This window comes from Paenibacillus mellifer (assembly GCF_023195895.1).
GTDB lineage: Bacteria > Bacillota > Bacilli > Paenibacillales > Paenibacillaceae > Fontibacillus > Fontibacillus mellifer.
Map to the genome: position 1 here is coordinate 1 of NZ_JALPRK010000005.1, position 26,309 is coordinate 26,309.

Genomic DNA, 26,309 nt, shown 5'->3' on the forward strand with positions numbered 1-26,309 from the left:
CCATATGCTCTCATAGCTCAGTAGGTAGAGTGCATCCATGGTAAGGATGAGGTCACCGGTTCGATCCCGGTTGAGAGCTTCTCTACATAAGGCCCGTTGGTCAAGGGGTTAAGACACCTCCCTTTCACGGAGGTAACAGGGGTTCGAATCCCCTACGGGTCACCATCTTCGTATATGTAGATCTCAGATATGGAGGCTTAGCTCAGCTGGGAGAGCATCTGCCTTACAAGCAGAGGGTCGGGGGTTCGATCCCCTCAGCCTCCACCATCTTATTGGGGATTAGCCAAGCGGTAAGGCAACGGACTTTGACTCCGTCATGCATAGGTTCGAATCCTATATCCCCAGCCATCTTTCTTAGTGAGAGCCATTAGCTCAGTTGGTAGAGCACCTGACTTTTAATCAGGGTGTCGAAGGTTCGAGTCCTTCATGGCTCACCAGTTTTAATAATGTGCGCGTGTGGCGGAATTGGCAGACGCACTAGACTTAGGATCTAGCGTCTTTGACGTGGGGGTTCAAGTCCCTCCACGCGCACCATCTTTAATGCGGACGTGGCTCAGCGGTAGAGCATCGCCTTGCCAAGGCGAGGGTCGCGGGTTCGATTCCCGTCGTCCGCTCCATCTAAATACGCGCCCTTAGCTCAGCTGGATAGAGCGTTTGACTACGAATCAAAAGGTCAGGAGTTCGAATCTCTTAGGGCGCGCCATTTTTTCAATCAATACCACCTTATTGACGGGATGTAGCTCAGCTTGGTAGAGCACCTGGTTTGGGACCAGGGGGTCGCATGTTCGAATCGTGTCATCCCGACCATTTCTTTAAGGTGCGGGTGTAGTTCAATGGTAGAACTCCAGCCTTCCAAGCTGGTAGCGTGGGTTCGATTCCCATCACCCGCTCCATACATAACAGCAACATCATCGGATAAGATGATGTTTTTTGTTATAATTTTAACATTACCTCATACCCGGGTATAAAAGTTTTCTATCATTAACTTATACCCTTGCATTTTACTGCTTTACCGTGTTAGGGTAAGTGGAGTTGAAATGAATAGCTCTCGCGGCTCGTGCACAGTAGTCTTCGACCATATTTCTTACAAATTAAGTGAAGATTTTCAGGGAAGTTTATTGTATGATGTTAAGAAACGCCTTGCGAACGCCATTTGGTCTAAACGACAAAGATGATGACTATGCGGAAGGAAGCTTGCTGCATTAGGGATGAAATGGGGGAGAAACATGACAGAGTTAACGGTTACCGCAGGAAAAGGCAACTCGAATAACTTGCTTCGGCGCGACATTCGTTTTTTGGGCAATATTCTAGGAGAGGTCCTGGTACATCAGGGCGGCAATGAGCTCTTGGATATTGTCGAGAAGATACGTGAAGCCAGTAAATCCCTGCGGGCTGTATTTTTGCCGGAATTGCATGAAGAATTTAAGGAAATGATCAATTCTTTGGAGCCCGGAATCCGTCATCAAGTGATCCGTGCATTTGCGATCTACTTCCAACTGGTGAATATTGCAGAGCAGAACCACCGGATTCGCCGCAAACGTGACTATGAGCTGTCAGCCGGGGAGACCGTTCAGACCGGTACGATCGAAGCAGCTGTCCGCGATCTGAAAGAACAAGGCTTCAACTATGCTGAAGCCCAGGAAATCCTGGGAGGCATGTCTCTGGAATTGGTCATGACGGCCCATCCGACGGAAGCGATGCGTCGTGCGATTCTGGACATCCACAAGCGTATCGCAGACGATGTCATGCAGCTGGATAACCCGACGCTCACGTTCCGTGAACGCGAGCAGCTGCGGGAGAAACTGCTCAACGAGGTAATTACGCTTTGGCAAACCGATGAGTTGCGCGATCGTAAGCCCACCGTTCTGGATGAAGTCAGAAACGGCATGTACTATTTTCATGAAACCTTATTCCATGTCTTGCCTGAAGTGTATCAGGAGCTGGAACGCTGTTTGACTAAATACTATCCGGAACATTATTGGCACGTACCCGCGTATTTGCGGTTCGGTTCTTGGATCGGCGGCGACCGGGACGGTAATCCATCTGTTACCTCAGATGTTACGTGGGAGACGTTGCGGATGCAGCGTAAACTGTCGGTACGCGAATATCAGCGGATTTTGTCTGAGTTGTTTAAGCACCTCAGCTTCAGCACCAGCATCGTAGACGTTACGGACGAACTGATGGCCTCGATCCAACGGGATCGCCTTCAAGTCACTTTGCGCAAAACGCAGCAATGGAATAACGACAAAGAACCGTATCGTATTAAGCTGACGTACTTGACGGAGAAGCTGCACAATGTGCTGGACGACAGCACGAAGGACACGCCGGAACGTTACCCGAGTGTTGAAGCGTTTATCCAGGATCTGAAAATCATCGACCGCAGCTTGCGTCATCACTATGCTGACTATGTCGCCGATACCCACATTAAGAAGCTAATTCGCCAGGCAGAGCTGTTTGGCTTCCATACAGCTACGCTGGATATCCGCCAGCACAGCAAAGAGCATGAGAACGCTATGACGGAAATTTTGGCGAAGATGAACATCGTAGACAACTATGCCGAGCTGGAGGAGCAAGACAAGATCGAGTTGCTGGAACGTTTGTTAAACGACCCGCGGCCACTCACTTCTCCTTATCAGGATTACAGTGAGAATACGAGAGAATGCTTGGATGTTTACCGGACCGTCTATCTCGCGCAAAAAGAATACGGTCAGCAGTGTATCACCAGCTATCTCATCAGTATGACAGAAGCGGCTAGCGATATTCTTGAGGTGATGGTCTTCTCGAAAGAGGTAGGCTTATTCCGCAAAGACGCCGATGGTACGGTCGTTTGCACGCTGCAATCGGTCCCGCTGTTTGAGACGATCGACGATTTGCATGCAGCGCCAGGGATCATGCGTCAGTTGTTCAATATGCCGATCTACCGCGAGTCGGTCGCGGCAATGAACGACCTCCAGGAGATTATGCTGGGCTACTCCGATAGTAATAAAGACGGCGGTGTGGTTACGGCAAACTGGGAACTGCGGGTGGCGCTGAAACAAATTACGGCGGCGGCCAATGAATTTGGTGTCAAGCTAAAGTTCTTCCACGGACGCGGCGGCGCGCTTGGACGCGGTGGGATGCCGCTGAACCGCAGCATCCTGGTACAACCGCCAGAAACGATTGGCGGGGGGATCAAGATCACCGAGCAAGGCGAAGTGATTTCTTCGCGTTATTCCTTACGCGGCATCGCGTACCGCAGCTTGGAACAAGCGACCTCGGCGCTGATCACCGCAGCGATTCAAGCGAAGCTGCATCAAGGCCCAAGTCCGGAAGAGCAACGCTGGGAAGAAATTATGGCGGGTATTTCCGAGAAGTCGCTTGAGAAGTATCAGGACCTTGTTTTCCGAGAACCGGATTTCTTGAAATTCTTCCGCGAATCGACGCCACTTGTCGAAGTGGGCGAGCTGAACATCGGCTCCCGTCCTTCCAAGCGTAAGAACAGTGACCGGTTTGAGGATTTACGGGCGATTCCATGGGTATTCGCTTGGACGCAAAGCCGGTACTTATTCCCGGCTTGGTACGCAGCGGGTACCGGACTACTGGACTTCTACCAAAACAACGAAGAGAACCTCAAGGTTCTTCAAGATATGTACCAGCATTTCTCTTTCTTCAGGACGGTGGTTGATACACTGCAGTTCGCGCTGATCAAGGCGGACCTGGTGATCGCTAAAGAGTACGCGAAAATGTGCTCAGATGACGAGGTGAAGAATCGCATCCTCAGTCAAATCGAAGAGGAGTTCCGCTTGACACGGGACATGGTGTTGAAAATCTCGGGGATTACCGAGATTCTCGATAACATTCCAGGGCTGCAAGAATCGATCCGCTTGCGTAACCCTTATGTCGATCCGCTTAGCTATCTGCAGGTTCAGCTCTTAACGGAACTGCGCACGGTGCGAGACCAAGGACAGGATGATGCCGAGCTGCTGCGTGAAGTTTTGCTTACGATTAACGGAATTGCTGCCGGTCTTCGTAATACAGGCTGATACCTTTAGGTTGATCAACAGGATAACCAAGCCGGGCCTTCTCCATGAGAAGGTCCGGCTTTTTTGCAAGCTGCTTTTGCTGAATGTATTGCATTTTGTGAAAAGTTGCTTTAACATTTGAATGAAGTGCCGACGACTGGAAGTACCCTTTTGGGGACGAATAGCCGGACAGGCAGGGTATAATATTTGGATATCATGTACCTGAGCCCTTCCAACCGATTTGGGGGAAAATATGGTGGTGGAACATTTTGATGCAAGACTGGTGAAGCTGGCCCGCAAAGGAGACCAGGGAGCCTTCGCCGAACTTGTTGATTTATATAAGGATAAGCTTTATCATCTCGCATACCGGATGTTGTCCAATCGTCACGAGGCGGAGGATGTCGTGCAGGAGACGTTCTTAAGGGTGCACAAAAATTGGAGCCGGTACGACGATAAACAGAAGTTCTCAACATGGATTTACCGGATCGCGACGAACTTGTGCATTGATCGGCTGCGCAAGCGGAAGCCGAGTTATTATCTGGACGCCGAAATGAACGATCAGGAAGGCATGGACGGATATACCTTGATTCCCGGGGATGAACGGACGCCGGAATCGGAATACTTGCTGTCGGAAACGCAGCAGACCATCCACCAAGCCATCGACGGCTTACCTGCCAAATACAAGTCGGTGATCGTGCTCCGTTATCTGCAGGAAATGTCGCTGCAAGAGATTAGCGACGTGTTGGATATGCCGGTGACGACGGTCAAGACACGCGTTCATCGCGGGCGGGAATTTTTGCGTAAGAAGCTGGAACATAAAATGCTATAAAATGAGGACTCCTCTGACGATATTATTTTTTGAAACGAAATGTGAACCGTTACGTATGTTAAGGTAGGACGACTATGATCTCTAGCCGTGCCCTCCGCTTTTCGCATAGATTAGTACTACTGAAAGGATTGGCTGATATGGAATGCAAACATGCCTCATCCATGATGCATGATTACCTGGACGGCGAATTGAGCCGCGACCATGTCGAACAGCTGAAGCTGCATCTAGATCAGTGTCCGGATTGCCTAAAGGAATTCAGGGAATTGGAACGAACCGAAATGATGCTGTTTGCGACGATTAAGCAGCATACGAACATGTCGGCTCCTGATGAACTGGTGAACCGGATCATCAGCCAGATCCCGAGTCAGCCCAAGCAACAGGCATGGATCCAATGGATCAGACGCCATCCGGCGTTGACGGCGGCAGCGATGTTTCTGCTGGTCATGCTGTTCAGTACGGTATCTCTTTGGGATAGCGACGATCAACTCGTCGTTAAAGGAGCGGACCTGGATCAGGTCATTATTCAAGGCGACACGGTCACCGTACCAAGCGAGTCCAAAATTGTCGGGAACTTAACAATCGAGAATGGCAAGGCCGAAATTTACGGCGAGGTACAAGGCAATTTGACGGTGATTGACGGCTCCTATTACCAAGCCTCCACGGCGCATGTCTCGGGTGAAGTCAAGCAGATTGATCAAGCGCTGGACTGGATCTGGTACAGGATCATCAATACGTTTACGGAAGTCGCTTATAGGTGATGTAGAACAATGTTGAATAAATTGGCGCCTCTCCCTTCGGGATGGGGCGCTTTTTTATTTGGCCGGGGCAGGAAGAAATTAACAGTTGATACGGAATGAACCTATTTTTACTGAACGCTTGCATCTAACTTGTGAACGTTATAACCTAGTACTTAGGGGAAACTTATAGAGACAAGCTTGTATAGCTGTACATATCGTTTCCTAGTCGGCGGGCGTAACGTCCGCAAGGAACATTCCGGGGGTCGCAGCATGAACTATTTTGTGAATCTGACTTGGCAGGATACCATTAAGGATGTTATCGATATCCTCATCGTTACCTATATCATCTATCACCTGATTCTGCTCGTACGGGGAACACGTGCCGTTCAGCTGCTCAAGGGGATTCTGGTCCTGGTGTTTATTTGGGCCGTGAGTACCTGGTTTGACTTATACACGCTGAAATGGCTGATGAATCAGATGTTTACATTTGGGGTGCTGGCGATCTTCATCATTTTTCAGCCAGAACTTCGACGTGCGTTGGAGCAGCTCGGCCGGGGCAAGTTGTTCGGGAGGAACAGTGCGGACGAAGAGGAATTTGGCAAAGAGATCGGCGAAATAATTAAGGCCGTGAATTATTTATCACGTAGAAAGATAGGGGCCCTTATCGTTTTTGAACGCGATACGGGCTTAAATGAATATACCGAATCGGGGATTCCGATGCAGTCCATCATTTCTTCGCAGCTGCTGATCAACATCTTCATCCCGAATACGCCGCTGCATGACGGGGCGGTGATTATCCAGGGACATCGGATTTCAGCTGCCGCCTGCTATTTGCCGCTGTCGGAGAATCCTTTCATCAGTAAGGAATTGGGTACAAGGCACCGGGCGGCGATTGGCATTAGTGAGGTCGGTGATGCCGTATCTATCGTCGTATCTGAGGAGACGGGGCAAATATCGCTGGCGATTGACGGTCAAGTCGTTCGGGATATCAACGAGGAGTCGCTGATTTCCAAGCTGTATGCGGAATTAGGTCCCAACTCGAACACGAAAGAGAAACGCAGCCCGTTCCGCAGACGGAAGGAGGCCGGCAAAAATGGATAAATGGCTGACTCATAACAATTTTGCCAAGGTCCTCGCACTTGTCTTTAGCATTATTCTGTGGGCCATGGTGCATCTGGACAGCGGGACCCCCGTTGACTCTACGACCCTGGCGCAGCCGCGATTCATCGACAACGTCAAAATCGAAGTGACCGGATTTGACGAGGACAAATATATTTTGTATGACCTTGAGCCTAGCACGGTACGTATGGAAGTCAAAGGAAAGCGAATTGATTTGACGACGAACTTCTCCGATTATAAGGCAAGGTTGAATCTTGAAAATCTGGGACCCGGAACGTTTACGCTCCCGTTGACCCATGAGCTTCCACCTGGAGTTGAATTAATCTCGATGGACCCCTCCATCGTGAAAGTGACGATCGAAGCTAAAGAGACTCGGACGATCCCCGTGACCATTGTCACAAAAGGGGAGCCGGCCGATGGATTAGTGCTTGGGACTCCAATTGTTGCCGGAGCTGGAACCGTTGATGTGACGCTGCCGGCGAGTGAAGTCCAAGAGTTGAGTAAAGTGGAGGGCACAGTTGACGTCAGCGGTCTCAAGGATTCGGTTAAAGGCAAAAGCGTCAAACTGACGGCATATGATAAGCAAGGGCAACCGATGGAAAATGCGAAAATTTCGCCTAGTTCCGTGGATGTGGAAGTACCGATCAATAAACTGTACAAAAATGTGCCGCTCGAAGTACGCAAAGCGGGGCAGCTGCCTTCCGGATATGTCTTAACCGGTGTCGAAACCGATGTGGAAGGCGTTGTTCTGTACGGCTCCAAAGAAGCATTGGAGGGTATATCCTCCTATCCGGTGACGGTCGATCTGAGCCGTTCTGACGGGTCGACTGAGACTAAATACTCGGTGGACTTGACTCCTCCGGAAGGTTTTGAGAAAATCGAGCCGAGCTCTGTCACGATCACATTGCATGTCAAGCCCGGCGGGCAAAAGCAGCTTGACGGTGTCCCGGTCACGTTAAAGAACGCTGGATCTTCGTACGACGTCAAATGGATCCTACCGGCTGATGCGAAGCTGAGCTTGACGGTGGTCGGGCCCAGCGGGACGTTGGATGCTCTTCAGCCGGAGGACATTCAGATTACAGCTGACCTGGCGCATCTTGGGGCGGGAACCCACACGGTACCGATCGAAGTGAAACTGCCAGAAGGTGTGGAATTGGCCGACACGGCAACTTCAATGACCGTTGACGTGGAGCTGACGGAGAAAGGGAACCCGACCTCCGGTGAACCTGTGGAGCATCCGGACCCGGCGGACGGTACACAAAACCCGGCTGGAAACGGAACGCCAACCCATCAGGAGGAAGGCGGCAATGCGACAGAGGACGTTACCTCGGGCAACGGTACGTAACAAGAATATTAGCGGACAACCAAGAATATAGACCGGACAGTCGCCACCCGGGAGATGTGGAGAATAGTGCGGTGCTGGCAAAATATTGAGGGAGTGAAACCATGGGGAAGTATTTTGGAACGGATGGCGTAAGAGGAATTGCGAATCAAGAGCTGACAGCTGAGCTGGCTTACCAGATCGGACGCTGCGGCGGTTATGTGTTGACTGGGCAGTCTTCCAAACCGAAAGTTGTTATCGGCATGGACACGCGGATTTCGGGCGTCATGCTGGAGTCTGCGCTGGTGGCGGGGATGCTGTCGATCGGCGCCGATGTCATTCGTCTGGGTGTTGTAACGACTCCGGCGGTGGCCTATTTGACCCGCTTGCTTCAAGCGGATGCGGGCGTCATGATTTCCGCCTCCCATAATCCGGTGGAGGATAACGGGATTAAATTCTTTGGCAGCGACGGATTTAAGCTGTCAGATGATACGGAATTGCAAATCGAAGAGCTGCTCGATAAAGCTGTCGACGAGTTGCCACGACCGATCGGCGGCGGTTTGGGTACGGTAACCGTCGATAACGAATCGAAGCTGAAATACCTTGATCACCTGAAAACGACGATTAGTTCTTCGTTCAAAGGGCTAAAGGTTGTGCTGGATTGTGCGAACGGGGCGGCTTATGAGCTTGCACCGAAGCTGTTCCGCGAGCTGGGCGCCGAAGTGCATACGTTGGCCGCCGAGCCGAACGGCCTCAACATTAACGACCATTGCGGATCCACGCATCCAGAGCGGCTCAAGGAAGAAGTCGTGCGTCTGGGTGCGCATCTTGGACTTGCTTTCGACGGTGATGCGGACCGGTTAATCGCCATCGACGAGTTAGGCGAAGAAGTGGATGGCGACTACATCCTATGTATCTGCGGCGACGCCATGAATAAAGCGGGTAAGCTGAAAGACAATACGGTCGTATCGACCGTGATGAGTAATTTCGGCTTCTACAAGGCGACTAAGAAACTGGGGCTGGCTACCCAACAAACTGCGGTGGGTGACCGTTACGTAATGGCAGAGATGCTGCGAGGCGGTTACAATCTAGGCGGAGAGCAATCCGGGCATGTGATTTTCCTGGACTACAATACGACCGGGGACGGGATTCTGACGGCGATTCAGCTGGTTGACACGCTGCTGACTTCCGGTAAGCCGCTTAGCGAGCTGAAGAAGGTGATGAAGCAGTATCCGCAGGTGCTGGTAAACGTTCGTGTACAGGACAAGAGCAAGTTTGCCGGAAACGCTCAGATTGCCGAAGCGATTGCCGAGGTCGAGCAAGAGCTGGGCGATAACGGACGGGTGCTGGTTCGTCCGTCGGGGACGGAATCGCTTATCCGCGTCATGGCTGAAGGGCCGGAGAAGGCGGAGCTGGAGCAACTGGTCGCGCAAATCGTGGAGGTCGTGGAGAAGCAGCTGGTATAACGAACTGGACCTGGTTTCATCGTTATTCTTATAGGACCTCAAGGCCGTCAGATGGGAGAGTTTTCCTGTCTGGCGGTTTTTGCGTTTGGGTCGTAAGGACAAAAGGCATGATTTACTGAAACAGGACAAGTTGATCATTGCCAAATCGGGTGAAGGTGCATATAATTAAGAATATTCGAGCAAAGAAAGCGAGGGTTGTCAGGTTTACCGGAAGTTAAGCGCCAGAACTTCATTGTGCGCGTACGTTGGGATCGTAGAGGGCAACCAGGCGCTCTTAGGAGATGTAGTCGCTAAGGCAGAGGCGGAAGGCCATTCTGCCGGTGACCACAGAGAATCTTGAGGCGTTAGCGAACCCAAGCGTATGGCAAAGCGAAGTTGACGAGGTGGAGGTGTTCGGAATGTTCGGCGGGGGCCTCCCGGTGCTTCATCGCACCGTAACCGCATCGGCAAAAGGAATGGGCGACCGTTCCCACAAACCGTGCGGGCAGATGGAACATCACATTCATTGGACTTTCATGAATGTACGTAAGCAAGCAGCGCGGAAGAAATCCGCGGTGGACGGAGCAATCTGGGCATTCGTGAAAAAGTGGTTGAAAATTGCAGAATCGTCTGCTTTTTACCGAGGTGTTTTTTTGACAATTGAATAGTTCTGTCTCAGTACACTGCGTGATTCTTCTTCCGTGTTCCGCTTCTTACGGCCAATAACCATCTTGTAAGAATGAAACGGAGGATAAAATATTATGTGTGGTATTGTTGGATATATTGGGAATCGGGATACGCAGTCGGTGTTGCTTGACGGATTGAAGAAGCTGGAGTACCGCGGGTACGACTCGGCCGGGATCGCGGTATTTACGTCGAACGGCTTGAAAATCGCGAAATCGTTGGGACGTCTGGCCAATCTGGAGTCGAAATTGGAAGGTGCACCGCTCAAAGGATCGGCCGGGATCGGTCATACCCGCTGGGCTACGCATGGCAAACCGTCTGACGTGAATTCCCATCCGCATACCGACCATACTCAGAAGTTTTCGGTCGTGCATAACGGGATTGTCGAAAACTATCTGGAGTTGAAGGAAGAACTGATTGAGCAAGGGTATGTCTTCGTCTCGGAAACGGATACCGAGGTCATTTCCCATCTGGTGGCTCGCGAATATCAAGGCGACATCGTGAAAGCCGTTCAGAAAGCAATCAGTTTTATGCGCGGCGCTTTTGCACTTGGTGTTCTGACCGAGTATGAACCTGAGAAGCTGGTTGCCGTTCGTCAAGCTAGCCCGCTCATTATCGGTCTCGGTGAAGGTGAAAACTTTATCGGCTCCGACATTCCGGCTTTGTTGAATTATACGCGGAACGTGTATATCTTGAACGACGGTGAGATGGCAGTATTGACGAAGGATGCTGTCGAATTGATGACGATCGAAGGGAATTTTATTTCTCGGGAAATGATTCGTGTCGATTGGGACGCCGTGACCGCGGAAAAAGGCGGTTTCGATCATTTCATGCTGAAAGAGATCCACGAGCAACCGAAGGCTTACCGCGACACGATGCTGGGACGCATCGACGAAAGTGGACGGAAGGTCGTGCTTCCAGGCCTTAAACTGTCGGACGAAAAAATCCGCAGCTTGAACTCGGTTCATGTTATCGCCTGCGGTACGGCTTATAATGCCGGTCTGGTCGGCGGGACGGCGATCGAGCAACTGGTACGCATTCCGGTGATGAACGACGTTGCTTCGGAATATCGTTATCGCTCGCCGCTGATCACGCCAGAGACGCTTGTGATCGTGGTCAGCCAATCCGGTGAAACAGCGGATACGTTGGCGGCACTGCGTGAAGCGCAAGCGAACGGCGCGCATGTACTGGCGATCACCAACGTGGTTGGCAGCTCGATCGCCCGCGACGCGGACGATGTGATTGCTACGCTGGCCGGTCCGGAAATTGCCGTCGCTTCGACGAAGGCATATACGTCGCAGCTGATCGCGTTCTATCTGCTTGGCCTGTACATGGCTCAAGTACGCGGTACGCAAAGCGCGGACGATGTAGCCCATGTCATCGCCGCGATGCATTCGCTGCCGGAGCAGGTAGAGAGCATGTTGGCTCAAGCCGATACGGTGAAAGCTTACGCTGAGCAAATCGCCAGCCACGAGCATCTGTTCTTTATCGGCCGGGGCCTTGACTATTCCGTCGTGCAGGAAGGCTCGTTGAAGCTGAAAGAGATTTCCTACATCCACTCCGAAGCGTACGCCGCTGGCGAGTTGAAGCACGGCACACTGGCCTTGATCGAAGAAGGGGTTCCGGTCATCGCGCTTGCGACCCAGGAAACCGTGCTTGAGAAAACCGTCAGCAACATCAAGGAAGTGAAAGCCCGCGGGGCGGACGTCATGGCGATTACGCACGAAGAGAACGTGCCTGACCTGCTGAAGTCCGTTGACCAAGCGCTGGCCATTCCGAAGACGTTGCCGCTGCTGACGCCGGCCTTGTCCGTCGTACCGCTGCAACTGCTCGCGTACTACGCAGCGCTGGCTCGCGGGAACGATGTCGACAAGCCGCGGAATTTGGCGAAGAGCGTGACGGTGGAGTAAGCGGGAGTAACGTTGCGGAACTTTTGGAATTTGGTATTAGTGTTGTGTACTAAATGTAAATATGTTGTGTACTAACTTAAAAATCGAGTACTAATTGTATTAAAGTTGGGTACTAGGAAAATAAGTTGTGTACTGATGGTATTAATGTTATGTACTGAAGATTATAAGTGGCAAGTGGAGAACCTGGTTTGACCAGGGTCTCCAAGTTACATATTGAGTTGATAAATGTCAGTGATATTAATGTGTGGAACCAGTTAAAAAAGTATGGAACTACATGTTTGGCTCATGTTTGGCTTAATTTAATAAACATCTAGAGGGGGTCCTGATGAGAAATATTGAAGGTTCCCCCTCTTTTTTTACAATTAGACATATTACGTCGCAGCATAATCTCAAGAGATTCTATTATTGTCAAATAACTAAATTCACATAAGTGAACAGTGAGGGATTGGGATGAAAGATATTGGTTATAGAATAAAATGTATTAGGAAAGAAAACAATCTTAACCAAACACAATTTGCTAAGACTATTGGGATTTCTCAAGGTAATTTAAGTGAAATAGAAATGGGCAATATTAATCCATCTTCGGAAACATTAGTATCACTTAGACAACAATATAATGTAAATCTTAACTGGCTATTGACTGGTAGCGAAGCAGAAGATGGAACTACATATAATGACGATAGTGAGAAGCAGTTATTAGAGGGGTATAGAAGATTGAATGATTATGATAAGTTTGAGATTATTGAAATAGTTGAACTAAAAAATAGGTTAAGATCAACAATATGATTATACCTCCACCCTAATACGAGGTAATCTCGTCGGTATTTTGTAGACGAGATTTATGCTTGCCGATTGTGTTTTATTTCCCATACCTCTTTAATGCATTTTGATACGCTATCTCACGTTCTTTTTCCTCCCAATCTAATCGTTGGAGTAACCGTTGCCAATATACATTACCTGACGTGGCATATGATTTTGCTGTTTCTCTCCACAAGAAGGCTTCAGCCTCCTCCATTACAATATAAAACCTACTTTGAATTTTAAGATGTGGCATTCCATCTTCTTTGACCAAGCTGTATATTGTTGAAGTGCTTGTACGGAAGTATTCTGCAGCTTCTTTTATAGTTAATATTGTTCTCCCATAATAGCTTTCTTTACTTTTCTTCGTTTGTTTAAGGATATCTTCAGAAAAAGCAGCTAACTCTTCTTTAATGATATTACGGATAATTTCATCGATCATGGGTTGTTGATTCTCCTTTTTAGACGAAAAGTTTCTTATATCCTCCTGAACCTTTTTTACATCCCACATTTTATCAGGATCACTCCAACCTTCTTCTATAAATTTCGCAATAGTATCTGCGATGCTGGAGTGGTCAAAAATGATCCTGGACTTTACTAAAAGATGTGGCATAGCTCTGGCATAGGTTAGTTGTCGTAAGGTATAAGTACCGATTCCTGTTAAATCTGATATTTCTTTTATGGTCAAATATGATTTACGAGAGGTGCTTTCGTTTCTGTCCTTCTCTTTGAGGAATGTCATCCAAAGGTCAAATTCCTCTTTAATAATATTTTTAATTAAAAGCTCAAAGGATAAAGCATCATTGTTTTGCATACGATCACGATCCCATTTAAGTTTTATCCATTAGAGAAAGAGCAACTGCCCTCTCAATGTGATTGCAATTATTAGCGTTCACCGATGATTTAATGGCCATAGTGTTTCGTGAACAAATAAATTAACCTGCTCGTTCGCTTGGTCCATTTTCCAAACTCATTTAATCGCATAAGTATTTCTTCTATCGTCTATACCTATTGTAATGGATGTTCATAGAAAATTGGCTTTTATTTTGAAAAATTGAAAATATGAAGAATGGTCGACGTATTGCGTCATCCCCTAGCATCCTGCAGATATCTGTTTATTCCGAACGCAAATAACCTATACTTATGAGGTTAGAGCTAAAAATAAAATTACCGAAATGCAGAATGTTCATTTAACCCCGATACTTCTTATCAATAACCTTATTTTCATGTGCATTTATGGAGAATTGAGGTAGCCCATGTCATTATTAAGTGATTCTGAAAAAGTGAAGTTACTAATTTCAATTCTGGATGATCATATTGATAAACTTCCTCGCGAAGACAATTTTGCAAATTATCTCGAAACAATCCGATTTTTTCTGAAAACTAAGGACCCAATTATTCAAAAGGCGGCTGTTTCCACTAGCGGCATACTTATTGAAAATGCAGCTAATAATTTGCGAGTTCAAATCAGCATAAAACAAGCGGTTGGAACATTAATAGGCGCCTTCGACAAGGTAGGATATCCAGAAGCAATAGATGCAGCTGCTGTCATTCTTAAGTTTGAAGAGCTTCTTGAGAGAATGTCTCCAAAGGAAGCAAAGGGTGTGTATGACGAACGCTGGACAACCAATAAAGAAGAGCCTTCTTTGGGGGATCTTATTGAGCATTTAGAATCTTATTTTGATGAGCTTTACCTGGAGTTCCAAAATGATTCGATCAATGAAGTCATTCAAGGAAAAATGGAGGGCCTGGAGATTGCCTTAAAAATCGCTAGAATGCACATGTATGGAAATAATGGGCCAAAGATAACGGAGTAGAATGTATTTTGGAAGGCAGGTTTATTATGAAAAGTCGAACGCTAAGATATACAGAATCTAAACATCCGTTATCGAAAATACCGTTCGAGCGATTAGCAGAAATGCAAAGTATTCTACATGATCGGCAGACAATAAGTGTTTATTGTGATTGTTCAACTATACCAGACCAAGAGGTGGCGGGCGTAGGAGTTTGTTTTGTTGGAGACGGGGAAACAAAGGTGGAGTCTAAGAAATTATATATGGGCTATGTGAATGTTCCAATGTACGCAGAACTGAAAGCGGTATCCTTCGCGGTGTCAACACTACCTAAAATTTTGGGATTTTACTCAAGGAGACTGGTAAGGCCGGAACGAATAATTATTTACTCGGACTGCGATCATATAGAACGTTTACTGTATACAGACAGCATGCCAAGAAGAGCATTCATGCGAGAAGCTGTTTCAGATCTCCGGCAATTATTGGCGGAGATTAGCAAAGAACTCAAGGGATATGATTTAATGGTTAGTTATATCGGTACGGAGAAGAAACACAATGTATATTTTAGTGCAGCTCATAATTCAGCCAGACGGGTGCTCGGCAAAAAATGAACGTTGTTTACGAAGGGGGAACTGAAGAGTTTGACCAAGTTCAAGTTTTTTACGACAGGCTGAGTTACCTCGTTTCATCAGGAGACGTTCCAGGAGTGCCAAATAGACGGAAGTCCAATTCAGCCTTTAGAAATAAGGCTGTTTTTGTTACTTGGGGGATCCTCTCCCCAAGTGGTGTTGGATTATGATGAAAGAGGGTAAAACTATTAATTTCGGAGGAGGTTGATTTGTAGCATTTGATCTCCATTTTAAAGAGTAGTTCATTAGTCTTAGCTCAATTCATTATATACGACTTTACTCTAGCCCAGTCTGCATATCAGTCCGGGTTTACTGCATTTTTAATAGTTTTGGAGAAATTCCACTGATTTTGATGCATATCAGTATTTTTTGTTCACCCGAAAAGGTAAGAGTGTGTTTTGCTCGAATAAATACTTAATAAAAAATATGTAGGAGCAGATAAGCATGATCCTTCAAACCGAAGACAGGTTAACTACGATTGCCACTAAGACGATGGGTGAACTGCAAGTTTTTCTGAATCAGGTATTGAACGACAATCAGACTTACAGGAGCTTGTCAAATGTTATCGATCACATGAAGCACGAATATGCAAATCGATTTGTTATCGAGCTACTCCAGAATGGATATGATGCCATATGTAGTGGACGATTGGATGATCCGTCGTGTAACGGCAAAATAAAAATGGTTCTTTCAGAGAACAGTGGTCGTCATTCCGTATTCTATTTTGCCAACACAGGTAGACCCATTACGGAAAATAATTTCAAATCTCTGTCTAGTCTCGCGTTAAGCGACAAGAAACCTTCAGAGTCTGTCGGTAACAAGGGAGTAGGGTTTAAAAGTGTGTTGCAGGTCTGCATGTCACCGCAAGTCTATTCGGGTAAGTGGGAAGACGAAGAGGGTTTCTCCGGATTCTGCTTCGAATTTACGCCGGATAAGATTGAATTACTGACTGAAAAAATCATCGAAATGGTGGAAAGGAAACAAGTTCCCGATTTCGGCGATATCTTCGGCGTACCTGTCACTATGAAGCATTGGCCACATCAACAAATTGAAGAGTTAGAGCAGATTGTACATCGGTTGTATCCGAACAGGGAGAATGCTATCAGACATTTTTTCTACTCGGAAATGAAGCATCTGTCTCCATATTCGCTTCCGTTTCCCTTAAGTCCGAATGACGCAGATCCTATCCTTAAACAACTCGGAGAGGAAGGGTATGTCACAATCATCCGTTTAGAGCTCAATCAACCCGATGCGTTAGACCTTACCAAGAAAGCCATGTTCGATCTCAACGAACAGTCATGGCTCTTTCTGGATCATATCACAGAACTACAAATAGAGCATCGGGCAGAAGATGGTCTTCTAGTGCAAGAGAAGAAGATGTACAAAAAGGAGACCACCTTGATAGATCGCGACAGCAAACTCTCGGAGGTCCTGATTTGGTCGGAAGAACAAGAGCCGGCATTGTATTGGCGTTGGACGAAGACGATCGGAGGCATTGGTGACCCTCAAATGAGAAACAAAATCCTCCAGGCAGTGAGCGAGCTGCATCAGAGCTGGGCGGATTTAGATGAAGCACGAATTGAAGTGGCAGTTCGCAAAGGAGGGCGTCGTGAAACAGGTCTTATCTATATTTATTTGCCTACAAGGCAGTCAACTGGACTCGCTGCGCATTTAAATGCTCCGTTCTTTGGACAGATCAATCGCGGCGGAATTGACCACGGGAAGAGATGGAACGGATTGCTTCTGTCGGAATTGGCAAGCTTCCTCCTGGAAGCAGTCCGGCAGGTACTGGATCTCCAACCGCCAGAATCAGGGGATATGGTCATCGATTTGCTTAGCTTCCGCTCGAACCTTGGTGAGAGTGAGCCCGGCCGCATCCTCGCCTCGCACGTAGACCGTATTCTGAAAGAGGATCAGATCGAGTTGGCGCATTGGCCGATTCTACCCTTTCGCAACGTGGACAATCAGCAAGAATTCGGCACCATGGCAGATTTGATCTGTCTTCCGAAAATGTGGTCCTATCGTCTGTTTTCGAGAGAAGATCTATCTGGAAAGTTAGGAATCGGCATTGTCTGCGATGTCAGTGATGATCGGTATCCGGCTCTCGATATGCTCGCCAAACATGCGAATATCAACATGTATCCAGACGATAATCATAAAGCGGAATGGATCGAGACGTACGCCCGGTTACTACGAAGTCTAGATAGTTCTATCGCCGTTTGGCAACTGTTCTACGACGAAGTGATGCTGCTGATTCCCGATCCCGAGCGATTGCAACGCCGTTATGTACTTCTAGGGCAGGACGGTGAACTTCACTTAGCCGGAGATGAGGAGCAATTGGGCGAAGTGTTCTTATCCCCCTCTCAGTCTACGGATGCCAATGGGGAAGAAGCAACATCGCATGATCCGGACAAAATCCCCTCTTTTATGCGGTACAAAATCGCATATTTAAATGAAGAACTGGACAAGCATCGTGAGAAAGGGGGCAAGAGAACTGGCGATTTGTTGAAGTATCTGCGAAATGGCAATCTCGTCGAGGATTTCCGTGTGCAGACGTTTCTGGATAAGATCATCCTCCCGGAAATGCCAAGCAGACGGGTTCCATACGGGACAACCAAATCTGATCAACTGTTCGAGTTGTTGGATTGGGCGATGCATCTATGTTTTGGTTCGAGAGCGACAGATTCCTATCAGAATCGTTTCTTACGGCTCTGGCTTCCGTCACGATCAGGATGGATACCGGCAATCGAATCATACTTCTCCGCCGACTGGGACCGTACTGGTGTGACAAACCACGCCGGAATGCTCTCGCGATTCTTCGAAGCAACAGCTTATTATGGTGGTTTGGGCCGGCAGTTGTTAAACATGAGTGAACTGCCTCATTCTTTTCAGAAGTTTGGAGAAAGTAGGGTTGCACGATTCTTTAAAATTTGTGGGGCTACGGACTATTTAAAGCTGGTTCCTGCTGTACCTGGGGGAACGATATCATTTAGAGGGTGGGGGAATCGTTACCGATTCAACACCCCTACGGAAGGTTATTTTGAAAAGGGGCAAATGTTAGATTTCAAGAAAGCAGTAGAGGCGGCCCGCTGCAATTATGAAGGTGATTTTGAGTATGAGCTAAGGGAAGTCATGAATATAGATGGCATTAAAGGGTATGAGCATTTCTCAGATGATGTAAAGCGATTGTTCGCCAGCTTGGTCGTGTACTCCGCTACATACTGGGAGACAGGGGAATGGCGGTGGCTTCGTATTCACAAAATGCGGGGTGCAACTCCTTATCTAACTGCACCTTCTCTCGTCTATGTGACGCTACAGCAGCTTGCCTGGGTTCCTGTTCCAGCTGACAAGTTGGAGGATTTCACTTTCCGACGCATAGCTGATACATGGTATGTCCCCGCGGCCGATTTAACTGCATCCAGGGCAAACTTCTCCTTTGTCCCCTATATGGACAGATTTGTCGTTTCGGAGCTCGAGCAGGACGGGCGATTGGAGTTGTTTTGCAAGTTGGGTCTGAACAAATTCAGAGCCACGAGCGCAAAGGAAGCTGTCAAGCTGCTCGATTTGCTAGCTACATTACACTTTGAAGACAAAGTGAATCCAAATCAGATGAATTACCTGAAAGGCCATTATCGGACAGCCTGGGATACTTTGCTACAGCAGATGGGCGATCAACACCGGCATGCGGACATCACGCCTCCGTCCAAAATTCTGTACACCAAAGCTAGAAAAGTTCACGTGGCGGACTTGGGTGAAACGTCGGAAAGAATCTACATCCCTGATGACAAGAAATTAGTCGTCCGTTTAGAGCGAAACCCACTTGTGTCCATCCTTTTGATCGACGGACGGCCAGGTTATGCGGAACTGCTCAAGTCGATGTATGGTGAAGCGCTACCTCTGCTTTCTGACCTGACACAGTTGGTTCGAATCGACGACAGTGACTGGAACAGCGACATACCGTCAGAGTCGGACGAAATGTTTATCGAAGGCGATCGCCAATGGTTACTGCCTTTCCTATTGACAGTAGCTATATTCCGCGAGGATAGTTACATCAACGTTTCATCCCCCGCTTATAACCGATTGTTATCCGAGCTGCAGGGGATAAGGATCGTTTTCTGTGAAAGTATTGTAATTTCGCTGGAAGATAAGCACTCCGGTTCACTTGAACAGACGCGTCATCTGATCCATGCTAGTAAGGAACATAAAACGATTTTTATCGAAAAAGCAACCCGCGGAAATGAAGAAGAGCTTGCGACGGCATTAGCGGAATATCTAGAGAATGTGCCAATGGAAATGTATTTAAAGCATGCATTTTCCAAGCTTGATTTCGATTTACGCAGCGTCGTTCCGGACCGACAGGCACTGATCAGGGCGCTTCAATCCATCAAGATCTCGGAAGAAAATTTTGAGTCGGTCGAGCATGCGTTAAATCACAACCTTGGCTGGGTGATCGATAGGCTAGCTCCTGTACTTAGGCTGTATGGGGATGGAGAAATTCTTCTAGACAAACAGCTAACAGAAGAGGGCGATTTGAAAGAGTTGTTGGATGAAGTCCTTCCTGATACTATAAAATCTACGAATCTGCTTAGGTTTGCTAAAGAGTCCGCAAATGATTTCCAAATGGGACAACGTTTGTTTGACGAATTCGATGTCCCATTGTCAGTCTGGAATGAAGCGCTCGCAGGGATGACAGTGCCGAGAAGAATCATCGAAAATGGTGAACTCATACAGGAGTTCAACAGTCTGAAAGGGCTGTTCAGGGATTTAGTGTACGGCATTCTTCGATATGAAGTCCGCTCAGGTCGGCAGGGCATTGATGAATATGTTGCTAGCAAAGCTGAATACGAGAGTTGGAAGCTTCCAAATGGTTGGTGCACTTTGTATTGGCAGTTGCCGGAAGAGGTATTTGTGGGGAGCCTGATGGAGGTTTTGCACGAGATGAGAGTTGATTTCAATCTGTTGGCCTCAATCCGTGGGGTGTCGTACTTCACGGATATTAAGGACTTATTATCACAAACGATTCCCGATATCAATGTGTCCGCATATGAGATAAAACAGAGCAATCAAATCCTGGTTCGCAACACAATTAAGGTCATGCTATCCGCCTTTCTTGCGCATTATCAAGTAAAGGGCTTGAATACGCCAAGCGTGCTTCATGTCCCCGAAACGACTCTGTTCCAAAATATATTGCGTGAAGGTCTCGAGGAGCGAATGGAACTTGTGCATTGGGAAGATAAAGATGCTTATACATTTATCCTAGCGAGTCCCTCAATGGGGCAGTTAGGTCACTTCTTGCCGGAAGGAATCGTATCGGTAAAGTCACGGCATGAGTTATTGACCTTGCTTCAAGTCCAAGATGGCGACCTAGAACAGGCTGAAGAGAAATTGGAGCAGGAGAAAGAGAAAGCGAACAAGGCAAAACGAACGGCTACAATTTTTGGCCGACCATTTGATACTGAAGAATCCAATTTATATCAATTGGCGAACCTGGTCGATTCCATGACCTTGCCGGAAGATACTGTATATGGTGACATTCTTAATCCTATAGAATTAGGAAAGATGGGTCCACGAAGACAAAGAAACGGAAGCGGTAGGGGCATACAAACAAAAGGTACGATTGTGAGAGAGAACAAGCAAATTGAAATGACGGTTGGCATTGTCGGCGAGTTGTGGGCTTACCGGTATTTGCAGAAACGATTCCCAAACGCTTGCAGCACGGATAGCTGGAAGTCCGAAAACCGTATGTACCGTTTCGGAGGGGAGACTGGTGACGACCGGTTGGGATATGACTTTGAAATCACGCAAAATAGAAAAACGTATCATATTGAGGTCAAAGCGACGAGAGGCAGAGAGCCTTATTTTGAACTCGGTTCCACGGAACAGCGCAGGGCAATCGAAGACGCTAGCAAGCGGACGAAGGAGTTTGTCGTTCTATTCATAACAAACGTGTTCGATAAACCCGAGTTCCACTGGCTTTCCAATCCATATGCCGGCGCGAACAAGGAACTGTACCGAATTGTAGAGGCCGGTGCGCGGGTGTTTTTCCGATGGTCTGAGAAAGGCAAAGAATAATGAAGAGACGTGGGGTTGCATATTCATTTCGTACCCATGGGTAATACAGTATAAACGGTCTCGGTAATCTATAGGAGAAAGGTCAAGCATGTCCTCTGACAATAAATGTCGGAGGACATGAACATATATTTACCATTTAACTGCCACAAACTCCGCGATTTTTAGTTTGTGGGTGTGTCCTGATTATTCCTAAAAAGTTGCAATCGTTTCAATTCATAATCCCGATCAGAAGCGTATTTCCACTGAGCATCAAGAATCATTTCTGACCATTCTTGCGAAGTTAGATCAACCGATTTGTAAAGTTTTGTAAGCATTTGTTTTAATTGTTGGTCTGTATAAAGACCATCATAGTAATCAATATAAAGGGCTTCTAGGTGAGTTTGTACTTCACTTTTTTTCAAAGGGCACACCTCTCTATTTTTTAAAAGATGAACGTATTTACTGAAATTTTGAACAAGCTTTCATTGTAGTAAGTATAGCACTGTATAGTTATCGACGGAATATGACGGATTAGTATGAGAAAAATTTTGAAAGAGATCCTAGTAATAGGATTTCTATTTAAATAGACCCTTGTTACGTAATAACCGCAATATCTTTGATGTTCAAAATGTGGTATACTCATTTCTGGAAGGTAGTCTCCAGCGGAAAGGGTTTTGGGTATGGGATATGGTCAGCACCAAAGTTTTTATTTGCGGATTAATTGGCTGAGGAAAGCCATCAAAAATATCGAAAATGATAATAAATTTCTTTACAGAGAGGAAGCAGCAGAAAAGATTGGACTTGGTAAAAACATGGTTCAGTCATTGCGGCATTGGGTGGTCGCAACCGGGATTGCCGAGGTCAATAACAAGGCTGAACAGGAAATATCAGCATTTGGGAAATTAATGAACGACTATGATCCTTATGTCGAATTAATTGATACAGCAAGCATTATACATTACCATTTGGTTGATGCGGTGGAACCAAGTACGGCATGGTATTGGTATTTTAATCATTATGCTAAGAAATCATCGACGAAAGAAGAAATTATCGATGATTTCTTGTTTTGGTTAGATAAAAATGAGCCTAAAAAACCCTCAGTAAACTCAATTAAACGGGATATTGACTGTTTGGTTCGACTTTATTGTGACAAGGGAAAGAATGAAGATCCCGAAGAAGTGATCCAAAGCCCTTTAAGTGGCATAGGTCTGTTAATAGAAGAAAAGTCGGTTATTACGAAAAAAAATCTAAAGTATTCCGATATAGGACTTGGCGCACTTATGTACACATTATTAGATTACCAAATTAAAACCGGTATAAATCAGATATCGGTTGAGGATATTCAGAAACAAGATTTTCTTTGGGGCAAAGTATTTCATCTCCCTAGAAATGAAATCATTAAAGCCCTCGACTCGTTAACTCACCATCCATACAGGCCTATCAGATTTGATCGTACAAACAGACTAGATACTATATTATTACCAAAAATTAGTCCACTTGAATATTTGGAAGAAGAATATAAGCGTTATGTGAGGGAACGGATATGATTAAGGAGAAGGTATTTTTTCAGCCAAGTATAAACATTCGGTTCGATTATGGGCGACAGATTTTGTATGAGAGATATTTGCCAACTCCTTCACATGCTGATGCTTTGAAGGGGCTGCTTAAAGGATTTTTAGGAGAAGGAACTCGGGCGCATATCATTGTAGGTCCATATGGCTCGGGTAAGTCGTTGGTAGGAACTATTTTGGCTGGTATTGTTTCTAAGAATGTCAGTAACGAGTTGTTTCAACAAGTTTTGAAAAAATTTCAGTCTGTAGATGATCAGATACATAGTCTTTTACTTGATGTTAAGCAAACAAACAAAACGTTTATCCCCGTGTTTCTAAATGGTAACGAAGGTAACTTTAGAAGGAGTCTTTTATCAGCTTTATATAATACATTGCGGGAACAAGATCTTAATTTTTCAGAACCAATTATAGTTGCGGATATTTTAAGGATCGTTGACACTTGGAAAGATAAGTATGAATCAACCTACAATCAATTTATCGTTTTGTTGGAGGAAATGAAGTGGACTGTTGACACATGGCGCAAAGACATAGAGAAAGTAAATGTTAGCGCTATTGAATGGTTCAAAAAAATCTACCCGGTACTTACGTCGGGGTCTCATTTAAGCATCAACTTTGATAAAGATATTATTAACCAATTAAAATATATTCTTAGTGAATTACGGGCGAAAAATCTTGGTTTGTTTATTATTTATGATGAGTTTGGTCGATTCTTACAGACACTACCGCCTACTGAAGTGCATGAAACAATGCAGGAATTGCAGGATTTAGCCGAATTTTCAAACTCAGATCAAGGCAACAATTTAAACATGTTGCTGATCACTCATCGTAATTTAGGACAGTATGCTTTACGTTATAATGAAGAATTACAAAAAGAATTTCAAAGAATTGAAAAACGTTATAATACTTATTATACAAAAGCAGATCCATCGACATTTATTCGTTTATCAAGCTTACTAACACAAGACTATAGAAACGATAAAATTAAAGTTGATGACTTTGTCCAAGAACTTCGGTATTTTAATTTGTTTCCTGATTTAAATGTATTTGAAATTGATTCACTCGTAATAAAAAAATCATATCCTTTACATCCCGTTTCGTTATTTGTACTTCCACAACTAGCGAATCTTGTTGCTCAAAATGAGAGAACGTTATTCACTTTTCTAGAAAGTGATGAACGTGGGGGCTTAAAGTCTTATTACGAACGAAAGAAAGATTGGTACAGAATTGACAGTGTTTTTGACTATTTTGAACCATCATTTGGCGAATTCGAGTTGGATTCTCTAACAGGTCAGGCCTATTCATTGTACCACCGATTGCAAAAGAGATTGCCTGAATCGCCAACTTATTCTGATCAGTTAAAGGTCCTTAAATTACTTGCAATCTGGAACATTTCGGGCTTATATCCTCAGCAAGATCCAAATGAGGAGTTTATTTCATTTGCTTTTGCATGGGAGATTTCGTGGACAAGGCTCATACTAGAACAGCTACATTCCAAAAAAGTAATTCGTTTTAACAGTGCATTTGATTATTGGGAATTATTTGAGGGTAGTAGTGTTGATATTGAAGCTTCAATCGACGAAAGACTTCAGTCACACCCTTTAAAAAAACGGCAAAGAATGGATTTGCTGCGATCGGTACTTATTCATAAATACGTCCTTCCAAAACAGTATAACGATGAGAAAAGTATCACTAGATTTGCACCAGTAGTTCCGATTTATCAATCAGAACTAAATGACGAAGGCTCTTTCCAATCAGTTTTTGCTGACTACGATAACGTAGATGCAGCGATAGTTTACGTATTCAATGACACGGATACAGATAACGAATCTTTAAGAAAATTCATTAAAGAGTGGAGTGTGAAAAAAGAAAAAATACTATTTGTCACTGCGAATGAGGGTATCTCAATTGATAGAGATATAGAAAGGCTAGCGATGTTGCATTTGATGCGTGATGATAAATATTTCATTAGCCAAGACAAATATCTTTTGGACGAAATTGAGACAATCATTAGCCATACTATTTTTAAATTAAACCAGGCACTTGAACCTATTACAAAATTTCAACATTGTTCTTGGATTTATAAGGGAGAGCACCATACCGTAAAGAGTGGTATGGCATTGAGTCAATTCTTATCAGATGTTATGGAGAAAATTTATTCCGACACGCCCGAAATTCGTAATGAAGCCTTTAACAGGAATACAATAACAAAGGTCCAGAGAAAGGCTGCAATTCAGGTACTGGATAAGATCATACAAATTCATAAAACAAAAAATATAGAAATTCAAGGGTATGGACCGGATTATTTGATTTTTGCTACGGTAATTAAAAATAATCGTATCAATTTTGATCACCCGGAAATTACCGACAATGAAAGTTTGAAGAAGCTAAGAAATGAGCTGCTGGATATCATAGAGCAAGGCAGTGGAAAGGTTTCAGATTTAATTAAAATCATTTCGAATCCACCGTATGGCGTTAGGAAACCAGTAGTTCCCATACTATTCGCGGCACTGTTACATCATGAATGGAATTATTTAATGTTTTATCACAATGGCATGTTCAATGCTAAAGTTGATGGTGATTTACTTTACTATGTAGTAGACAATCCAGAGCAATATACCTTTAAGTATCTACCATTCAATTCAAAGTACAATGGTTTATTACAAATTATCAAGGGTTTATTTGAAGATTTTATTCAAATTGAAGATGATTACCTTCACCCTGCCGTATTTGTTAATCAGGTGTTATTAAGATGGTTGCGGTCATTACCGCGGATTACGCAAAACACAGGCCAGTTATCAGAACTCGCGAACCAAATAAAAGAATGTATTCGTCAAGGCGAGGTTCAACCGGAGACTTCTATAGAGCGGATTCATCAATTATGTAAAAGTATTAATAAGATGGAGGTTTTAAGTAGTGTACGCTCCGAGTGCGAGGATTATAATGAAACACATAAAAACCATATCGGTAAATGCATTCTTCAAGCAGCAAATGCATTATCGTTTGATGAGTTAAAGGGATGGGCTGAAAAACAAGAAGCGATAGTTAAAGCTAGCAATCCTTTCGTACAATCGATTCTAACAGCTCAAGTATCGAACTGGGTCGATCACTTGTGCGAAAAGGTAGTAGGGGTAAAAAGAGAAAACTGGTCCGATACAACAGACCAACTTTTTATTTCACAAGTAAATACCTATCTAGAAAATCTAAAGAGTGAAATAAACGTAGCATCGTATATTGAAATAAAAGTTGGTAATAGTTCGATTGCAATCCCTAAAGTTAGTTTGTCGGAGAAATCACAAGCTATATTTAATTCAACAAGGGCAAATATGGTACAAATGAAGAGGAAGGTCCCTAAGGCTGAGATACAGATTTTACTTTTGGAATTATTGAAAGAAATCTCAGAGGATTAATTGAGAGGAGTTGC

General features: G+C 45.4%; 16 protein-coding genes and 10 tRNA genes. 24 read left to right on the top strand and 2 right to left on the bottom strand.

Annotation, left to right across the window (positions count from 1 at the left end; translation table 11 throughout):
• The first annotated feature begins 6 nt into the window (after positions 1–6).
• The 19 genes from M0651_RS07370 (at position 7) to M0651_RS07460 (ending at position 12,832) form a co-directional block, all read left to right on the top strand.
• Positions 7–79, top strand: a tRNA-Thr gene (locus M0651_RS07370).
• 11 nt (positions 80–90) lie between these two features.
• Positions 91–165 (top strand) — tRNA-Glu (locus tag M0651_RS07375).
• Positions 166–191: 26 nt separating this feature from the next.
• Positions 192–267, top strand: a tRNA-Val gene (locus M0651_RS07380).
• 6 nt (positions 268–273) lie between these two features.
• A tRNA-Gln gene (locus M0651_RS07385) sits at positions 274–348 on the top strand.
• A gap of 13 nt (positions 349–361) precedes the next feature.
• A tRNA-Lys gene (locus tag M0651_RS07390) sits at positions 362–437 on the top strand.
• A 13-nt stretch (positions 438–450) separates the two neighbouring features.
• Positions 451–534: transfer RNA gene (locus tag M0651_RS07395), tRNA-Leu, on the top strand.
• 8 nt (positions 535–542) lie between these two features.
• Positions 543–617 (top strand) — tRNA-Gly (locus M0651_RS07400).
• A 9-nt stretch (positions 618–626) separates the two neighbouring features.
• A tRNA-Arg gene (locus M0651_RS07405) sits at positions 627–703 on the top strand.
• 27 nt (positions 704–730) lie between these two features.
• A tRNA-Pro gene (locus tag M0651_RS07410) sits at positions 731–807 on the top strand.
• A 12-nt stretch (positions 808–819) separates the two neighbouring features.
• Positions 820–893, top strand: a tRNA-Gly gene (locus M0651_RS07415).
• A 333-nt stretch (positions 894–1,226) separates the two neighbouring features.
• Positions 1,227–4,022 carry a phosphoenolpyruvate carboxylase gene (gene ppc, locus M0651_RS07420; RefSeq protein WP_248551208.1) on the top strand — a complete coding sequence of 932 codons (2,796 nt, stop codon included), beginning with the start codon at positions 1,227–1,229 and terminating at the stop codon, positions 4,020–4,022.
• Positions 4,023–4,254: 232 nt separating this feature from the next.
• The gene (sigW, locus tag M0651_RS07425; RefSeq protein WP_155608456.1) at positions 4,255–4,830 is read left to right on the top strand and encodes an RNA polymerase sigma factor SigW; all 576 of its coding nucleotides are present in this window, start codon (positions 4,255–4,257) and stop codon (positions 4,828–4,830) included.
• A gap of 137 nt (positions 4,831–4,967) precedes the next feature.
• Positions 4,968–5,588 carry a zf-HC2 domain-containing protein gene (locus tag M0651_RS07430; protein WP_248551209.1) on the top strand — a complete coding sequence of 207 codons (621 nt, stop codon included), beginning with the start codon at positions 4,968–4,970 and terminating at the stop codon, positions 5,586–5,588.
• Between the two features lie 249 nt (positions 5,589–5,837).
• Positions 5,838–6,668: a diadenylate cyclase CdaA gene (cdaA, locus tag M0651_RS07435; protein ID WP_248551210.1), complete on the top strand. Its 831-nt coding sequence runs from the start codon at positions 5,838–5,840 to the stop codon at positions 6,666–6,668.
• Complete coding sequence (locus tag M0651_RS07440; RefSeq protein WP_248551211.1) at positions 6,661–8,031, top strand: CdaR family protein; 1,371 nt, start codon at positions 6,661–6,663, stop codon at positions 8,029–8,031. Before cdaA ends, M0651_RS07440 begins: the two co-directional genes overlap by 8 nt.
• A gap of 101 nt (positions 8,032–8,132) precedes the next feature.
• Positions 8,133–9,473, top strand: a complete 1,341-nt coding sequence (gene glmM, locus M0651_RS07445) for a phosphoglucosamine mutase (protein WP_248551212.1) — start codon at positions 8,133–8,135, stop codon at positions 9,471–9,473.
• 320 nt (positions 9,474–9,793) lie between these two features.
• Positions 9,794–10,120: a hypothetical protein gene (locus M0651_RS07450; RefSeq protein WP_248551213.1), complete on the top strand. Its 327-nt coding sequence runs from the start codon at positions 9,794–9,796 to the stop codon at positions 10,118–10,120.
• A 93-nt stretch (positions 10,121–10,213) separates the two neighbouring features.
• The gene (gene glmS, locus M0651_RS07455; protein ID WP_248551214.1) at positions 10,214–12,046 is read left to right on the top strand and encodes a glutamine--fructose-6-phosphate transaminase (isomerizing); all 1,833 of its coding nucleotides are present in this window, start codon (positions 10,214–10,216) and stop codon (positions 12,044–12,046) included.
• Between the two features lie 450 nt (positions 12,047–12,496).
• Positions 12,497–12,832: a helix-turn-helix domain-containing protein gene (locus M0651_RS07460; protein ID WP_248551215.1), complete on the top strand. Its 336-nt coding sequence runs from the start codon at positions 12,497–12,499 to the stop codon at positions 12,830–12,832.
• Between the two features lie 73 nt (positions 12,833–12,905).
• On the opposite strand, the gene M0651_RS07465 is transcribed toward M0651_RS07460, so the two are convergent.
• Entirely contained in the window at positions 12,906–13,658 is a 753-nt protein-coding gene (locus tag M0651_RS07465; RefSeq protein ID WP_248551216.1) for a helix-turn-helix domain-containing protein, read from the bottom strand.
• 442 nt (positions 13,659–14,100) lie between these two features.
• Here M0651_RS07465 and M0651_RS07470 point away from each other — a divergent pair, with 442 nt between their 5' ends.
• From M0651_RS07470 to M0651_RS07480, 3 genes are all read left to right on the top strand, one after another.
• Complete coding sequence (locus M0651_RS07470; RefSeq protein WP_248551217.1) at positions 14,101–14,661, top strand: hypothetical protein; 561 nt, start codon at positions 14,101–14,103, stop codon at positions 14,659–14,661.
• 26 nt (positions 14,662–14,687) lie between these two features.
• Positions 14,688–15,248: a hypothetical protein gene (locus tag M0651_RS07475; RefSeq protein ID WP_248551218.1), complete on the top strand. Its 561-nt coding sequence runs from the start codon at positions 14,688–14,690 to the stop codon at positions 15,246–15,248.
• A gap of 462 nt (positions 15,249–15,710) precedes the next feature.
• Complete coding sequence (locus M0651_RS07480; RefSeq protein WP_248551219.1) at positions 15,711–21,338, top strand: sacsin N-terminal ATP-binding-like domain-containing protein; 5,628 nt, start codon at positions 15,711–15,713, stop codon at positions 21,336–21,338.
• 161 nt (positions 21,339–21,499) lie between these two features.
• Here M0651_RS07480 and M0651_RS07485 read toward each other — a convergent pair whose 3' ends face one another.
• Positions 21,500–21,739, bottom strand: a complete 240-nt coding sequence (locus M0651_RS07485) for a hypothetical protein (protein ID WP_248551220.1) — start codon at positions 21,737–21,739, stop codon at positions 21,500–21,502.
• A 258-nt stretch (positions 21,740–21,997) separates the two neighbouring features.
• On the opposite strand from M0651_RS07485, the gene M0651_RS07490 reads away from it, so the two are divergent.
• The gene (locus tag M0651_RS07490) at positions 21,998–22,864 is read left to right on the top strand and encodes a DUF4007 family protein (protein ID WP_248551221.1); all 867 of its coding nucleotides are present in this window, start codon (positions 21,998–22,000) and stop codon (positions 22,862–22,864) included.
• Positions 22,861–26,295 (top strand): hypothetical protein, encoded by a 3,435-nt coding sequence (locus tag M0651_RS07495; protein ID WP_248551222.1) that lies wholly within the window; start codon positions 22,861–22,863, stop codon positions 26,293–26,295. Before M0651_RS07490 ends, M0651_RS07495 begins: the two co-directional genes overlap by 4 nt.
• Positions 26,296–26,309 lie beyond the last annotated feature (14 nt).

Excerpts from the sequence above, each read along its gene's own strand:
- sigW (WP_155608456.1), top strand. The coding sequence starts at position 4,255 with ATGGTGGTGGAACATTTTGATGCAAGACTGGTGAAGCTGGCCCGCAAA.
- cdaA (WP_248551210.1), top strand. The coding sequence starts at position 5,838 with ATGAACTATTTTGTGAATCTGACTTGGCAGGATACCATTAAGGATGTT.
- M0651_RS07495 (WP_248551222.1), top strand. The coding sequence starts at position 22,861 with ATGATTAAGGAGAAGGTATTTTTTCAGCCAAGTATAAACATTCGGTTC.
- glmS (WP_248551214.1), top strand. The coding sequence starts at position 10,214 with ATGTGTGGTATTGTTGGATATATTGGGAATCGGGATACGCAGTCGGTG.
- M0651_RS07440 (WP_248551211.1), top strand. The coding sequence starts at position 6,661 with ATGGATAAATGGCTGACTCATAACAATTTTGCCAAGGTCCTCGCACTT.
- M0651_RS07490 (WP_248551221.1), top strand. The coding sequence starts at position 21,998 with ATGGGATATGGTCAGCACCAAAGTTTTTATTTGCGGATTAATTGGCTG.
- ppc (WP_248551208.1), top strand. The coding sequence starts at position 1,227 with ATGACAGAGTTAACGGTTACCGCAGGAAAAGGCAACTCGAATAACTTG.
- M0651_RS07460 (WP_248551215.1), top strand. The coding sequence starts at position 12,497 with ATGAAAGATATTGGTTATAGAATAAAATGTATTAGGAAAGAAAACAAT.
- M0651_RS07430 (WP_248551209.1), top strand. The coding sequence starts at position 4,968 with ATGGAATGCAAACATGCCTCATCCATGATGCATGATTACCTGGACGGC.
- M0651_RS07475 (WP_248551218.1), top strand. The coding sequence starts at position 14,688 with ATGAAAAGTCGAACGCTAAGATATACAGAATCTAAACATCCGTTATCG.
- M0651_RS07480 (WP_248551219.1), top strand. The coding sequence starts at position 15,711 with ATGATCCTTCAAACCGAAGACAGGTTAACTACGATTGCCACTAAGACG.
- M0651_RS07465 (WP_248551216.1), bottom strand. The coding sequence starts at position 13,658 with ATGCAAAACAATGATGCTTTATCCTTTGAGCTTTTAATTAAAAATATT.
- glmM (WP_248551212.1), top strand. The coding sequence starts at position 8,133 with ATGGGGAAGTATTTTGGAACGGATGGCGTAAGAGGAATTGCGAATCAA.
- M0651_RS07470 (WP_248551217.1), top strand. The coding sequence starts at position 14,101 with ATGTCATTATTAAGTGATTCTGAAAAAGTGAAGTTACTAATTTCAATT.